A 14,106-nucleotide genomic window follows, 5' to 3' on the forward strand; every position below is an offset into this window, starting at 1 on the left:
CGCCGGTGCGCCCCGCGCCGGCCGAGGAGGCGACGCCCGCCGCCCCGGCGGGCGGCTCGGCTCCCTTCGCCGCCGCACGCCCCGCCGCTCCCCCGGCCAGCAGGGCCGCCCCCGCACCGGTCACGAACGCACGTCGGCCCAGGGGGTCATGGCCGCCCGTCATACGGCCTCCAGTCCCCGAGGTAGGTCCGCCGGGTGTGGAGGGCCGCCTCCTCGGCCGTGAGCTGGGGCCGGTTCTCCGGTACGGAGATCTCCGCGCCGGGGCCGGAGTTGGCGTGCTCACGGAAGCGCATGGTCTGCCAGGGGTAGGCGTCCCGCATGTTGGTGTAGGGGGCCGCCGCGTCGATGCCGGGACCGATCCAGGTGTCCCGGACGACCAGGGAGGGCCAGGCGGTCGTCTCGTACGACGGCACCCAGGGCCGGGCGATCTTGTACGCCGCGTCCTCGGCGCCGGAGGTGATCCGGGAGCGGAGGGCGAGGAAGCCGTAGGGGTTGGCCCGGGCGGTGGAGGGGGCGAAGACCATGCCCTTGGGGGTGAAGGTCACCTCCCGCTGGAGGGTGTGGAAGCGGCAGCCCTCGAAGACGGCCCGGGCCCGCCCGAAGACGAAGTCGACGTCGCCCTCGATGTGGCAGTGGCGGTAGTACTGCCGGTCGAAGGCGTCGAGCGCGGTGGTGTCCGCGAAGAGGGTGTCCTGGTGGGCGAGCAGGCGCACGTTCTCGAAGTGGCTGCGGTCGCCGGTGACATAGGCGGCGACGGCCTGGGTTCCGGTGATGTCCGGGTGGTCGGCGCGCAGCCAGTCGTTGGCGAGGGTGAGACCGCGGACGGTGAGTCCGGGGGCGGCGGAGGTGAAGGTGGCGGAGCCCGCGGTGCCGTAGGTCCCCGAACCGTCGGGTTTCGGCGTCCCGTTGGCGTTGTCGTAGACGATGACCGCGGCACGGGGGTCACGGCTCGCGCCGCGCAGGGTCAGCTCGCCCTTGTCGGCTGGGACGGTGACGACTTCCCGGTACGTCCCCGGGTGCACGACGATCGTCCAGCCGGGGCCGTCGGCCGCGTCCACCGCCGCCTGGACGGAGTCGCCGGGACGGACGTGCAGGACGCGGCGGGACCCGGCGTGCGCGGGGGTGGTGCCGAGCAGCGCGGCGCCGGTGAGACCCGCGAGGAGGGTGCGTCTGCGCAGCGGCATCTCAGCACTCCCCCCGCCATGGCGCCCAGTCCCCGAGGTAGGTCTCCCGGGTCGCCGACTCGGCTTGTTCGTCGGTGAGCTGGGGCCGGTTCTCGGGGACGGTGATCTCCGCGCCCGGGCCGGTGTTGCGGTACTCGGCGAACCGCTGGTTCTGCCACGGGAAGGAGGCCGACATGTTGGTGTAGGGCGCGACCGCGTCGATACCGGCGTCCAGGCGGGTGTCGCGGACGGTGAGGCTCGGGCGGGCGGTGGTGTCGGAGCTGGGCACCCAGGGGCGGGCCAGCTTGTAGGCGGCGTCCGGGGCTTCGCTGCTGATACGGCTCCTGGTCACCAGGTAGCCGCGCGGGTTGGCGCCCGCCGTGGAGGGGGCGAGGACGAACCCGTAGGGGGCGGCGGCCAGGTCGGTGCGGTTCAGGGTGCGGAAGTGGCAGTGCTCGTAGACGGCGGTGGCCCGGCCGAAGACGAAGTCGACGTCGCCCTCGGCATAGCAGTGGGCGTAGTACTGCCGGGCGAAGGCGGTCAGGGCGATCGAGTCGGCGTACAGGGTGTCCTGGTGGCCGAGGAAGCGGCAGTGGTGGAAGGCGGAGCGGTCGCCCTGGACCTTGATGGCGACGGCCTGGGTGCCGGTGATGTCGGGGTGGTCGGCGCGCAGCCAGTCGTTGGCGAAGGTGATCCAGCGTGCGGTGAAGCCGTCGGCCTGCACGGTGGTGGTGGCCGAGCCGGTGGTGCCGTAGGTGCCGCCGCCGGGCTTGGGGGTGCCGGCCGCGTTGTCGTAGACGATGACGACGGCCCGCGGGTCCTCGGGGGCGCCGATCCAGGTGGCCTCGGTGCGGGTGGTGTCGAGGGCGACCGTCTCGCGGTAGACGCCCGCGGCGAGGACGAGGGTCCAGCCGCTGCCGGTGGTGGCGGCGACGGCGTCGCGGACAGTGCCGAAGTCGCCCCGGCCGAGCGGGTCGACGTACAGGGTCCGGGGGGTGAGCCGGGCGGCCGGGCTGCCGTGGCGGCCGAACGGGCCGCGTCGGCCGGGGGCGGCCTGCGCGGGCGCGGCGGCAAGCCCCAGGGCGGCCACGGTGCCGCCGGTCGCGGCGAGGAACCGCCTTCGGGAAAGGGAGGACATGCGGGTGCTCCTTGGCGGGTGCGGCGGGGTGCGGCGGTGCGGGGAGGGGGCCGGGGTGACGACGGGACGCCGCCGCCCCGGCCTTCGGGAAAGGGACGAGAAGGGGGCGAGAAGGGGGCGATCAGCCCAGGCGTCCCGCCCCCGCGCCGCAGTCGACGATCCGGGGCACGGACCGCGTGGGGTCGACCTTGGTGCGCAGGGTCGGGGTCCAGCCCGCGCCGGACTGGAGGACCTCGCCGGGGATCTCGGCGTTGTGGACGGCGATCAGGTCGGTGGCGGTGCCGTTGACGTAGTTGTCGTCGGCGGTCAGCGGCGAGACGTTCCAGCGCTTGAGCACCTTGGCCGCGCTGACCCCCTCGGGCAGGGTGAACGCGTTGTGCTCGGCGACGAGCTGGGACTCCTTGCCGATGCCGAAGCTGTAGGAGTAGTCGCCGTTCGCGACGAAGTGGTTGTTGTAGGAGTCGACCTGGCCGAAGCGGACGCGGGGGGCGCGCTCCACCAGGTTCGAGAACAGGTTGTGGTGGAAGGTCACCTTCAGGTGGCCCCGGTCGCCCGCCGCGGTCGACTCGCTGTCGCTGTTGCCGATGAGGATCGTCTTGTCGTGCTCGGAGAAGACGTTCCAGGAGGCGGTGACGTAGTCGGCGCCGCGGACGATGTCCAGCTCGCCGTCGTGCTGCTGGTAGAGCATCCCGAAGTAGGTGGGGGCGGCGCTGTCGGGGTGGGAGCCGTCGGTGAAGGTGTTGTGGTCCAGCCAGACATGGGTGGCCCCGTACACCACGGCGGTGTCGTACTCGGAGTTCCAGTTGCCGTTGGTGCCGTCGGTCGGGTCCCACTGCGGGAAGCAGTCGATCGGCGACTCGAAGGACAGATTGCGGACGATCACGTTGTCGACGGCCTTGATCTGGAGGCTGACGCCCTTGAACCCGGCGCCTCGGCCGATGCCGACGATGGTGGTGTTGGAGGGGATGATCGCCTTGATCGCCTTGTCCTGGTTGGCCTGCGAGACCCGGCGCAGCCCCTCCGGGCTGTCGTCGGGCTCGGCGCTGAGGTCGGTGTCCAGCCCCCAGACCTCCGGCGAGTACGTCGCCAGGTAGGCGTCGAAGTCGTAGCCGGGCGCCGCGAAGGCGTCGCAGCCCTCGGCGACGGCGTCGATGACCCCCTTCACCTTGATGATCTTCGGGGCGGAGCCGCCGGCGGCGAGGGCGTCCTTGAACTCGGCCCAGGTGGTGACGGTGTACACGTGGTCGGCGTCGGCGGCCGACCCGCCCGTGGTCCCCGTCCCGTACGAGCCCCAGCCGTCGTTCGCGGCGAGCACCTGGCGGCCGAGGTCGCGGGACGTGGTGTGGGCGGACGCGGTACCGGTGACGGACAGCACCAGTGCGGTGCACCCCACCAGGGCAGCAATGACGCGTCCATGACATTTCTGTGTACGCACTGTGCGGGTCTCCTCTTGTTACGTCAGCGGCTCGGGCCAGGTGATCCAGGACGTGGGGATCTCGTCGCGCAGCCGCACCACGTCCCGCGGGCCGAGCACCCGCGTCCGCAGCAGCTCCCGCGCGACGAGCCGCGCCACGGCGATCGCGCCCGGCGGATTGAAGTGCGTGTTGTCCTGCTCGGTCCCGGTCCAGTTGAAGTAGGTCTTCGTCGCCTCGACGCCCAGCTCCTGCCAGAGCGCGAGCGACAGCGCCTGGAGGTCGAGCAGCGCCACCCGCTCCTCCTCGGCGAGCGCCCGCATGGCCGCGGGGTACTCCCCGTGCGTCGGCACGGCGTTCCCCTCGGCGTCGAACCTCCGCCGCTCCACGGGCGTGGCCAGGACCGGCCGCGCCCCCTTCGCCCTGGCACCCTCGATGTAGAGGCGCAGGTAGTCCTGGTACGTCGTCCAGGGCTCGGTGTAGCGGGTGGGATCGGTGGTCTTCTCGTCGTTGTGCGCGAACTGGACGAGGAGGAGGTCCCCCGGCCGGATCGCCGCGAGGATCGCGTCCAGCCGCCCCTCGTCGACGAAGCTCTTCGAACTCCGCCCGTTCACCGCGTGGTTGGCGACCGGCCGGTCACCGCGGAGAAAGAACGGAAGCGCCATGCCCCACCCGGTCTCGGGCGCGGCGTCGGAGTACTTCTGCGCGGCGGTGGAGTCACCGGCGATGTAGAGCGTGCGGGGCCGGCCGTGGGCTGCGGCGGTACCGGCCACGGCGACCGAGAGGGGTACGGCGGCGAGAACCGCCGAGGCGACCTGTCTACGGGTAAGAGACAACGAACGTCCACCTCATGTCTTGTGGGGGCGCGGGGAACTGCGCGACCAGCCGCAACCGGCCCGCAGTCGCCCCACGACAGCAACCACCCGGGTTATCCGTGGTTCTTCTTCCAGTCGGCCTGAGCGGCGTTCAGCTGCTCCGCCAACGTGTCCAGGAAGTCCTTCGCGCTCATCTTCCCGAGCAGCACCTTCTGGAAGTTCGGCTCGTTGTCGGCCTTGGAGATCGTGTTCCAGTCGGGCAGGTAGTACGGCAGCTGCACGATCTTCGTGCCGTCCCCCGACAGCGCCTCGGCGGCGAGCTTCGTCGGCTCCGAGGACTGCACCCAGCTGTCCTGCGCCGCCTCCAGGTTCGCCGGCACCTGCCCGGCCGTCTCGTTCCACTTGCTGTTCGCCTCATGGCCCGCGGCGAACTCGATGAACCTCCAGGCGGCGGTCTTGTTCTTGCTCGACTTGAACAGCCCGAGCCCGTCGACGGGGTTGGACACCTGCACCCGCGTGCCGTCGTCCTGCGTCGGCGCGGGGATGCCCTTGAACTTGCCGGCCAGCGCCTTCTGGTGGTCGGCGTAGGAGCCGAGGTTGTGGCTCAGCATGCCGATGGTGCCGCTGTCCCACTGCGCGACCATCTTGGTGAAGTCGTTGTTGACGTCGGCGGCCGGGGTGTCCTTCTTGTACAGACCGACGTACTTCTCCAGCGCCGCCACGTTCTTCGGGTCGTTGACCGTGGTCTTGTCACCGCTCCAGAACTCGGTGAGGCCGCTCTGCCCGTAGGTGGCGTCGAGGGCCTGGGCGATGGACCCGGCACCGCCGCGGATGGTGTAGCCGAACGCGTTCTTGCCCTTGTTCGTGAGCTTGTCGGCGGCCGTGTAGAACTTCGTCCAGGTCGTCGGCGCCTCCAGGCCCGCCTGCTCGAACAGGTCGGTGCGGTACCACAGGGTGCCGTTGTTGGCGGAGGTTGGCACGCTGTACGTCTTGCCGTCGACCCCGGCCGCCTTGACGCTGTCCAGGAACTTGGCGTTGAGCTGGTCCTTCAGGTCGCTCTTGGCGAGGCGGTCGTCCAGCGGTTCGAGGGCGCCCTGCGCCGCGACCTCGGCGAGCATCGCGGTGCCCACACCGCCGACGTCGGGCAGGCCGCCGCCCTGGATGGCGGTGTCGTACTTGGACTGGACGCTGTCGGCGGGGACACCGACGTACTTCACCTTGATGTCCGGGTTCGCCTTCTCGAAGTCGGCGATGATCTCCTTCCAGATGTCGGTGCGGACACCGCCGTTGTTGTCCCAGAAGGTGATCTCGCCCTTGCCCGAGCCCTCGCCTCCCTTGTCCCCCGCGCTGCCGCTGCCGTCGTCACCGCAGGCGGTGGCGGTCAGCGCGAGCACGGAGCCCAGGGCGACGGCCAGTGCGGCGCGCCTGCTTCTGCGGATGCTGCTGTTCATTTGCGGCTCTCCCTCGTGGGTACCCCCGGCTTCAGCCGGGGAAGGATGCGAAGCTCCCGCACAACGGGGCGGGGAAAGGTGAATCGTCGCCAGGGCGATGCGGCGTCCGCCAATCACCACACGACGGCCTCTCACACGGGAACTGATAGAATGTGAGGCATGACGCAGCAGGTCAAGCGGGCTTTCAGGTACCGCTTCTACCCCACGGACGAGCAGGCAGCAGAGCTGTCGCGCACGTTCGGCTGCGTCCGGTTCGTGTACAACAAAGCACTGGAGGAGCGCACTCGCGCCTGGTACGGCGAGCAACGCCGGATTTCCTATGTGGAGTCGTCCGCAGCGCTGACGGAATGGAAGAAGACCGAGGAACTCGCCTTCCTCACCGAGGTCTCCTCCGTCCCGCTCCAGCAGGCGCTGCGCCATCTTCAGACGGCGTTCGGGAACTTCTTCGGCAGACGGGCGAAGTACCCGCGTTTCAAGTCGCGGAAAAAGTCCCGTGCATCGGCCGAGTACACCCGCAGCGCGTTCAAGTGGCGTGACGGGAAGCTGACGCTGGCGAAGATGGCGGAGGCCCTCGACATCCGCTGGTCGCGTCCGCTCCCAGAAGGCGCTGAGCCGTCCACGGTGACGGTGTCCCGGGACAGCGCGGGCCGCTGGTTCGCCTCGCTGCTCGTCGAGGACGTCATCGCCCCAGCCCCCGCCACCAACGCGGTGGTGGGCCTGGACGCCGGGATCACCTCCCTGGTGACCCTGTCCACCGGGGAGAAGATCGCCAACCCGAAGCACGAGCGCCGGGACCGCACCCGACTGGCCCGCGCGCAACGGGAGCTGTCCCGCAAGGTCAAAGGCTCGAAAAACCGGGAGAAGGCCCGCCGAAAGGTGGCCCGTGTGTACGCGCGGATCACCGACCGCCGCGTGGACTTCCTGCACAAGCTCACCACTCGGCTCGTCCGTGAGAACCAAACGGTCGTGATCGAGGACCTCACCGTCCGCAACCTGCTCAAGAACGGCAGGCTCGCGCGCGCCATCTCCGAGGCGTCCTGGACGGAACTCCGCACAATGCTGGAGTACAAGTGCGCCTGGTACGGGCGGGAACTCGTCGTGATCGACCGTTTCTTCCCCAGCAGCAAGCTGTGCGGGAAGTGCGGCACGGTCCGCAAGAAGCTGCCGCTGAACGTCCGCGAGTGGACATGCGACAACTGCGGTGTCGTGCACGACCGCGACACGAACGCGGCACGCAACATCCTGGCCGCCGGGCTGGCGGCGTCTGCCTGTGGAGACGGTGTAAGACCTCAACGGGAGTCCTCCCGGACGGGGCGGTCGTCGGTGAAGCAGGAAACCCAGCGGGCGACCGCTGGAATCCCCCGCCGTCAGACAGGGGAGGAAGCCAATGCGGCTCCCGACAGGCGTACGGGGGAAAAGGTCAGAGCGGTCTGATCCGGAACTCCGTGAACGAGGCCGCTCCGGCGTGCCCCGGTCCCGAGGGGGCGAGCGCGAAGAGACCGAGCAGGGCGCCGACCCAGCGCCAAGGGGTGGCGGCGAAGACCGGGCCGGACCAGCGCAGGCCCTCACCGACGTCGTAGGCGAACCGGCAGCGGGCGCCCGCGCCGATCTCGATCCGCAACCGGGCCCGGCCCCCGGGCGCGAGCCGCGGGCGGGCGGCGTCGCGTTCCCGTTCGGCGACCGGCTCGGCGAACCGGTGGACGAGGTGGACGCCGCCGTCACCGGCGCGCTCCAGCCCGATCCAGGCGAACGCGTCGCCGAGGACCGCGAGTCCGGCGCGGGCGCCGGGCTCCTCGCCGTGCAGGGTCAGCTCCACCTCGACGGCCGACGGGACACCGGGGAGCCGCTGGGTGAGGACGCTCGGCAGTCTGCGCAGGTCGTGCGCGTCGCCGGTCCGGACGCAGGACAGCCGCAGGCCGTCACCGGAGTGCTGGGTGGCCCAGCCGACCTGGGGGTTGGCGGTCCACTGCCACTGGCGGCCGAAGCGTCCGCCGGGGAAGTCGTCGTCGGTCGCGGGCGCGGCGGGCGGCTGCGCCGGCAGGCCGGGGCGCCGGTGGACGCGGACGGGGGCGCCCTCGTCGCCTAGCACCGGCCAGCCGTCGTCCGTCCCCCAGCGCATCGGCTGAAGGTGGACGACCCGGCCGTAGGCGCCGCGCTGCTGGAAGTGCAGGAACCAGTCCTCGCCGGCCGGGGTGCGCACCCAGCCGCCCTGGTGGGGGCCGTTGACCTCGGTGTCCCGCTGCTCCAGGACGACCCTCTCCTCGTACGGGCCGAAGAAGTCCCGCGCCCGTAAGGCGCCCTGCCAGCCGGTCTCGACTCCCCCGGCGGGCGCCAGGATCCAGAACCAGCCGTCGTGCCGGTAGAGCTTGGGGCCTTCGAGGGTGAACCAGCCGGGGATGCGGTCCCCGTCGACGATCAGCTTGCCCTCGTCGAGCAGGGAGGCGCCGTCGGGGTGCATCCGGTGGCCGGTGAGCCGGTTCTTGACGCCCGCGCGGGACTTCGCCCAGGCGTGCACGAGATACGCCTCACCGCTCTCCTCGTCCCACAGGGGACACGGGTCGATCAGCCCCTTGCCCGCCTTCACCAGGTGCGGGCGGGTCCAAGGACCCCTGATCTCGGGGGCGTTGACCTGGAAGATGCCCTGGTCGGGGTCGCCCCAGAAGATCCAGAAGCGGTCGTCGTGGTGGCGGATCGACGGGGCCCAGACCCCGCAGTCGTGCCGGGGCGTGGTGAACTCCGCGGCCGGTTCCAGGCGTTCGAGGGCGTGCCCGACCAGCGTCCAGTTCACCAGGTCCCGGGAGTGCAGCAGGGGCAGTCCGGGGACGCGGCCGAAGCTGGAGGCGGTGAGGTAGAAGTCGTCGCCGACGCGGACGACGTCCGGGTCGGACCAGTCGGCGTTGAGGACCGGGTTGGTGTAGGTGTCGGCGGTCACTGGCTCACCGCCTTCCTGACCAGTGCCGCCGCCTCGTCGCGGCCCAGGCGGCCGTCGGCGACGACGGTGACGATCCGGCGTACGGCGGTGTCACCGGGGGCGATCGGGAGGCGGGCGGCCGAGGCCAGCGAGGAGCCGACGCCCGGGTACTCGGCGGTGCGGACGAACCAGGGATCGCGGCGGGTGGCGTCGGTGGCGCCCGCGAAGACCAGGGTCCAGCCGGTGCCGGCCAGCGCCAGCCAGTCGGCCCGGCCGCCGTGCACCCGCTCCTCGCCCTCGGTGTGCGCGGTGAAGACGTCCGGAGCGGTGTCCTCCTTGCGGGCCCGCCAGAAGAAGCCGCCGTAGGCCGCGCCGGGGCGTCCGTTGGTCGCCGGACTGCCGAGGGAGAGCCCGGCCCCGGTCACGTTGGTGAGGGAGAAGGTGAAGTCCAGCGCCCAGGCGGTGTCGGTGAGCGCGGTGGCGGCGACGGTACGGCGCTCGCGCAGCAGCTCGGCTCCCGAGGCGACCCAGCGCAGCTCCTCCACGAAGCCGTCGGGGTCGCTGAGCTGGAAGGAGTGGTGATGCTGGACGCCGTGGTTCTCGAGCTCGGTCGGGCCCCGGTCGCGAACGTAGGTGCGTCCGCCCCAGAAGTTGTGCCCCTCGACGTCGGGTACGGCTACACCGACGCCGAGGTGGTGGAGGTGGTCGGCGGGGGCCAGCTCGGTGACCTGGGTGCCGGCCAGGGTGGTGACGGGGTGGAGGTAAGGGCGGGGGGAGAGCCGGGCGGGCAGCTCGGGCCGGATGACGTAGCGGCCGACCGGGCGGCCCGCGACGCGCAGCACGACCGGTGCGTCGGATGCCGGTGCCATCAGGTGCTCACCTCTTTCGGATGCGCGGTCGTGAGCGCCCAGGCGGCGCCCAGTTCGGAGTAGAGGGCGAGGGTGTCGGCGGCGGCGGCGACCAGACCGTCGATTCCGGGGACGACCCTGCGGTCCTCGTCCTTCAGCAGGTGCCAGGTGTCCTGGTCGAGCTGCACGGGATCGGGAGCGGTCCGGATCGCCTCGACGACCCGCATGAACGCCTCGGTGGCGGCGGGCGGGACCAGCAGGGCGGTGCCGTCGGTGAGGTGCTCGACGAGGTTCTCCAGCAGGTCGGTGCGGCCGTACTCGAACTCCTCGGGGCCGTGGCCGGCGCGCTGGAGCAGGACGCGGTCCTGCTTGTACCAGTAGGTGATCCGGCCCCGGTCGCCGTGGACGACGACATAGGGGTCGTCCGGGTCCTCGGCGCACAGGGTGGCGGCGACCACGATCGGCAGACCGTCCGTGGTGGTGACGCGGACGCAGGAGGTGTCGTCGGACTCGATGGCGTTGGCGTGCGCCAGTTCCGTCTCGATGCCGGCGACGTCCTCGGCGCGGGTGGCGCCGGCCAGGGCTAGGGCGGTGGCGACGGCGTGCGCGAGCGGGTTGGTGAGGGCGCCGTCGATGACGTCGACGCCGTTCAGCCGTCGCTTGCCGGCCCAGGGGGCCCGCCGGAAGTAGGCCTCGGCGCGGGCCCAGGCCCCGGCGCCGCCGACCCCGCCGATCTCGCCGATCACCCCGTCGGCGAGCAGCCGGCGGATCGCGGGTACGGCGTGCGAGCCCAGCGACTGGAAGCCGATCTGGCAGACCACGCCCGCCGCGGCGACCCCGTCGGCCATCCGGCGGAACTCGGCGTAGGACGGGGCGGGCGGCTTCTCCAGCAGGATGTGCACCCCGCGGGCGGCGGCCGTGAGGGCCAGATCGGTGTGGGTCGGGATCGGGGTGCAGATCACCGCGATCCGGGCGCGGGTGGAGTCCAGCAGGGCGCCGAAGTCGGCGGACTGCTCGGGCGTGCCGAGGCCCTCGGGGAGCTCGTCCGGGGTGAGCGGGGTCAGCTCGCAGACGCCCGCCAGCCGGACGATGCCCTTGTCCTGGAGCCGCCGGATGTTGTCCAGGTGCCAGCGGCCGTGTCCGCGCGCACCCGCCAGGACGATGTCGATGGTCATGGGATCCTCCCTGCGCCCGCGCCGCGTGCCACCTCACGGTCGGCCACCGCGGCGCTGTCGATCTTTCCGTGCAGGGTAGGCGTCCAGCCGACGTCCGCGGTGAGATCGCGCTCGCTGCCGCTGTTGTAGGCGTTGTGGATGGCCAGGAGATCGACGGGCCAGCCGTTGAACAGGGTGCCGCTCTGGTCCAGGGCGGTGCCGTTCCAGCTCTTGACCAGGTCGGCGGCCTCGACGTGCCCGGGGGTGTGGAAGGCGTTGTTCTCGGCGTGGATCCCGGACTCGGTCGACACGCCGAGCGAGTAGCGGTACTCCGTGCCCTCGGGGACGACGTACCGGTTGTCGTAGACGTGCACCTGTCCGAAGCGGACGCGCGGGGCGCGCTGGACGACGGACTCGAACTGGTTGTGGTGCAGGGTGACCCGGAGTCTGCCCCGGTCCCCGGTCGCGGAGTCGCTGTTGCCGATCAGCATCGCCTTGTCGTGGTCGGCGAACCGGCTCCAGGAGACGGTGACCAGGTCGGAGCCGTTGGTGATGTCCAGCAGGCCGTCGTGGCGCAGGTAGTTGCGGGCGAAGTAGGTGGGCTCGTCCGCGTCGGGGTGGCCCTGGTCGCTCGCGGTGACGTGGTCGACCCAGACATGGGTGGCGCCGGTCAGCCAGACGTTGTCGTACGCCGTCTTCCAGTCGCCGAGACCGCCGGTGTTGGGCTGCCAGACGGGGAAGCAGTCGTAGGCGTCGCGCAGGTCGAGGTTGCGGAGGATGACGTTGTCCGCGTTCCTGACCTGGAGGGACGCTCCCTTGAGGACGGCCCGTCCGCCGAGGCCGACGATGGTGGTGTTCGAGCCGACGGTGAGGACGATCCGCTCGGCCTGCCGCGCCGCCGAGGCCTGCCGCGCCGCCGAGGCCTGCCGGGCCTCCTCCTGGGCGCCGGCCGGCTTGGCGGAACCCCAGGTGCGGGGGTCGTAGGCGGCCAGGTACGTCCTGGTCGTGTAGCCGTCGGTGGCGTAGTCGGCGCAGTCCAGGTGGTCGCCGGCGTCGTCGGTGTTGGCGTCGATCGTCCCGGCGACCTTGATGATCTTGGGGGTGCCGCTGCCGTTGTCGAGGGCGCGGACCAGTTCGGCGCGGTTGGTGACGGTGTACACATGGGCGTCGTCCGCGGCCGCGCCGCCGGTGGTGCCGGTGCCGTACGCCGCCCAGCCGTCGTCCGGGGCGAGGGTGTCGCGGCTGATGTCGCGGGCCTCGGCGTGCGCGGGGAGACAGAAGGCGCCCACCAGGACTCCCACGAACGCGATCTGACGGAGTCTCATCCCTTCACCGCCCCCGCGCTGAAGCCGGTGATCAGCCACTTCTGGATGAAGGCGAACACGATCACCACCGGGACGGCGGCGATGATGCCGCCCGCGGCGAGCGCGCCGAGGTCGACGCTGTCCGCGCTCATCAGGGTGTTGAGACCGACCGGGATGGTCTGCTTGGTCTGGTCGGAGAGGAACATCAGGGCGAAGAGGAAGTGGTTCCAGGCGTGCACGAAGGCGAAGGAGCCGACGGCGATCAGGCCGGGACGGAGCAGGGGGAGGACGACGATCCGGAAGGCGGTGAGGCGGCCGCAGCCGTCGACCCAGGCGGCCTCCTCCAGGGAGTAGGGCACGTTCCGGATGAAGCCGCTGATCAGGATCATCGACAGGGGCAGCTGGAAGACCGTCTCGGCGATGATGACGCTGCCCAGCGAGTTGATCATCTTCAGTTCGGCGAAGATCTGGAAGAGCGGGACCAGCAGCAGCGCGCCCGGGACGAACTGGGTGCACAGCAGGGCCAGCATGAACCCGCGCTTGATCTTGAAGTCGAAGCGGGCCAGGGCGTAGCCGCCGGTCAGCGCGACGAGGGTGGTGAGCAGCAGGGTGGCGACGCCGGTGAGCACGCTGTTCTGGAAGTAGATCCCGAAGTCGCGTTCGTTCCAGACCTTCTCGAAGTGCTCGAAGGTCATCGGCCAGGGCACGAGCGAGGTCGAGCCGGCCGGGCGGAGCGCGAAGAGCAGGATCCAGTAGAACGGGATCAGCGTGAAGAGCAGGTAGATCGACAGGGGGACGTAGATCTGCCAGCGGGGGACCTCGTCCCAGGCACGGTGGTTCCTGCGCGGCCGCTGGTCGGCGGCGGGGGTCACGGGCGCGGGTGCGGGCGCGACCTCGGTGGCCTCCTTGGTGATCACTTGCCTTCACCTCCGAACTTGCTGAGCCGCAGATAGACCATCGAGCAGAAGAGCAGGATCACGAACGCCACCGTGGTGAGGGCGGACGCGTAGCCGAAGTTGTGGGCGTCGACCGAGGTGTTGGCGATGTAGAGCGGGAGGGTGGTGGTCTCCCCCGCCGGGCCGCCGCCGGTGAGCGTGTACAGCAGGTCGACGTTGTTGAACTCCCAGACCGCGCGCAGCAGCGTGGACAGGACGATCGCGTCCTTGAGGTGCGGCAGGGTGATGTGCCAGAACTGCTTGAGCCGGCTCGCCCCGTCGACCTCGGCGGCCTCGTAGAGGTCCTTCGAGACGGACTGGAGGTCGGCGAGGATGAGGATCGCGAAGAAGGGGACCCCGCGCCACAGGTCGGCGACGATCGCCGCCGGGAAGACCGTGGAGGTGTCCGACAGCCAGCTGGTGCCGTACTCGCCGATACCGGCGTCGGCGAGGTAACGGGTGATGCCGGTCTGGGAGTTGTAGAGGAGCACCCAGATCGCGGAGGTCAGCACGCCGGAGACGGCCCACGGGGAGAAGACCAGGGCACGGCCCAGCGCCCGGCCGACGAAGGTCTGGTTGACGATCAGCGCCAGCGCCAGACCGAACAGCAGCTGCAGTCCTACCTCGACGACGACCCATTTGGCGCTGAAGGTCAGGGTGTCCCAGAACTGCGGGTCGTCGGTGAAGGCGTGGACGAAGTTGTCGAAGCCCGCGTAGCCGTTCCGCCACGGCTTGGTGGGGTTGTAGTTCTGCAGGCTGTAGTAGAAGACGCTGATCACCGGGTAGGCGATGAAGCCCAGCATCAGCAGCGCCGCCGGCGCGATCAGCAGGTACGGGAGCCTGCGGGGCGTGGCGGAGGCACGGCGCCGCCGGGGTGGCGCGGGCGGCTTCGCCACGGCTGCGGCTTGGGCCATGGACTGTTCTCCGTTCTCGGGTGCGTCGTACAGGAAGCGCTTTCTCCGTGTGCAGGGGTGT

At 70.9% G+C, this 14,106-nt stretch carries 12 protein-coding genes; 1 reads left to right on the forward strand and 11 read right to left on the reverse strand.

Annotated elements, in window-relative coordinates:
* Window positions 1-146: 146 nt before the first annotated feature.
* The 5 genes from ACYQ8Q_RS11715 to ACYQ8Q_RS11735 all read right to left on the reverse strand — a co-directional run bounded on the left by ACYQ8Q_RS11715 (window position 147) and on the right by ACYQ8Q_RS11735 (window position 5,979).
* Window positions 147-1,178, reverse strand: coding sequence for a pectinesterase family protein (locus ACYQ8Q_RS11715; protein ID WP_460073270.1), 1,032 nt, complete (start codon window positions 1,176-1,178; stop codon window positions 147-149).
* A 7-nt stretch (window positions 1,179-1,185) separates the two neighbouring features.
* A complete protein-coding gene (locus ACYQ8Q_RS11720) occupies window positions 1,186-2,301 on the reverse strand; it encodes a pectinesterase family protein (protein WP_460064265.1) in 1,116 nt (371 codons plus the stop codon).
* A 121-nt stretch (window positions 2,302-2,422) separates the two neighbouring features.
* A complete protein-coding gene (locus tag ACYQ8Q_RS11725; RefSeq protein WP_460064266.1) occupies window positions 2,423-3,736 on the reverse strand; it encodes a pectate lyase family protein in 1,314 nt (437 codons plus the stop codon).
* An 18-nt stretch (window positions 3,737-3,754) separates the two neighbouring features.
* Entirely contained in the window at window positions 3,755-4,549 is a 795-nt protein-coding gene (locus ACYQ8Q_RS11730) for a rhamnogalacturonan acetylesterase (protein ID WP_460064268.1), read from the reverse strand.
* 92 nt (window positions 4,550-4,641) lie between these two features.
* Complete coding sequence (locus tag ACYQ8Q_RS11735) at window positions 4,642-5,979, reverse strand: ABC transporter substrate-binding protein (RefSeq protein WP_460064270.1); 1,338 nt, start codon at window positions 5,977-5,979, stop codon at window positions 4,642-4,644.
* Between the two features lie 159 nt (window positions 5,980-6,138).
* On the opposite strand from ACYQ8Q_RS11735, the gene ACYQ8Q_RS11740 reads away from it, so the two are divergent.
* Window positions 6,139-7,413 (forward strand): RNA-guided endonuclease InsQ/TnpB family protein, encoded by a 1,275-nt coding sequence (locus tag ACYQ8Q_RS11740; protein ID WP_460064271.1) that lies wholly within the window; start codon window positions 6,139-6,141, stop codon window positions 7,411-7,413.
* Here the strand turns inward: ACYQ8Q_RS11740 and ACYQ8Q_RS11745 are convergent.
* Genes ACYQ8Q_RS11745 through ACYQ8Q_RS11770 form a run of 6 tightly spaced genes read right to left on the reverse strand, consistent with a single transcriptional unit; the run spans window position 7,400 to window position 14,045 of the window.
* Entirely contained in the window at window positions 7,400-8,911 is a 1,512-nt protein-coding gene (locus ACYQ8Q_RS11745; protein WP_460064273.1) for a glycoside hydrolase family 43 protein, read from the reverse strand. The two genes, ACYQ8Q_RS11740 and ACYQ8Q_RS11745, sit on opposite strands and share 14 nt — an antisense overlap.
* Window positions 8,908-9,759 (reverse strand): DUF6807 domain-containing protein, encoded by an 852-nt coding sequence (locus ACYQ8Q_RS11750; protein ID WP_460064274.1) that lies wholly within the window; start codon window positions 9,757-9,759, stop codon window positions 8,908-8,910. The genes ACYQ8Q_RS11745 and ACYQ8Q_RS11750 overlap by 4 nt, the downstream gene beginning before the upstream one ends.
* Window positions 9,759-10,913, reverse strand: a complete 1,155-nt coding sequence (locus ACYQ8Q_RS11755) for a Gfo/Idh/MocA family protein (protein ID WP_460064276.1) — start codon at window positions 10,911-10,913, stop codon at window positions 9,759-9,761. Before ACYQ8Q_RS11755 ends, ACYQ8Q_RS11750 begins: the two co-directional genes overlap by 1 nt.
* Window positions 10,910-12,217 carry a pectate lyase family protein gene (locus ACYQ8Q_RS11760; RefSeq protein WP_460064278.1) on the reverse strand — a complete coding sequence of 436 codons (1,308 nt, stop codon included), beginning with the start codon at window positions 12,215-12,217 and terminating at the stop codon, window positions 10,910-10,912. Before ACYQ8Q_RS11760 ends, ACYQ8Q_RS11755 begins: the two co-directional genes overlap by 4 nt.
* Window positions 12,214-13,113, reverse strand: a complete 900-nt coding sequence (locus tag ACYQ8Q_RS11765) for a carbohydrate ABC transporter permease (RefSeq protein WP_460064280.1) — start codon at window positions 13,111-13,113, stop codon at window positions 12,214-12,216. Before ACYQ8Q_RS11765 ends, ACYQ8Q_RS11760 begins: the two co-directional genes overlap by 4 nt.
* A complete protein-coding gene (locus ACYQ8Q_RS11770; protein ID WP_055636563.1) occupies window positions 13,110-14,045 on the reverse strand; it encodes a carbohydrate ABC transporter permease in 936 nt (311 codons plus the stop codon). The genes ACYQ8Q_RS11765 and ACYQ8Q_RS11770 overlap by 4 nt, the downstream gene beginning before the upstream one ends.
* Between the last annotated feature and the right edge of the window lie 61 nt (window positions 14,046-14,106).

The organism is Streptomyces sp. YKOK-I1, assembly GCF_054660435.1.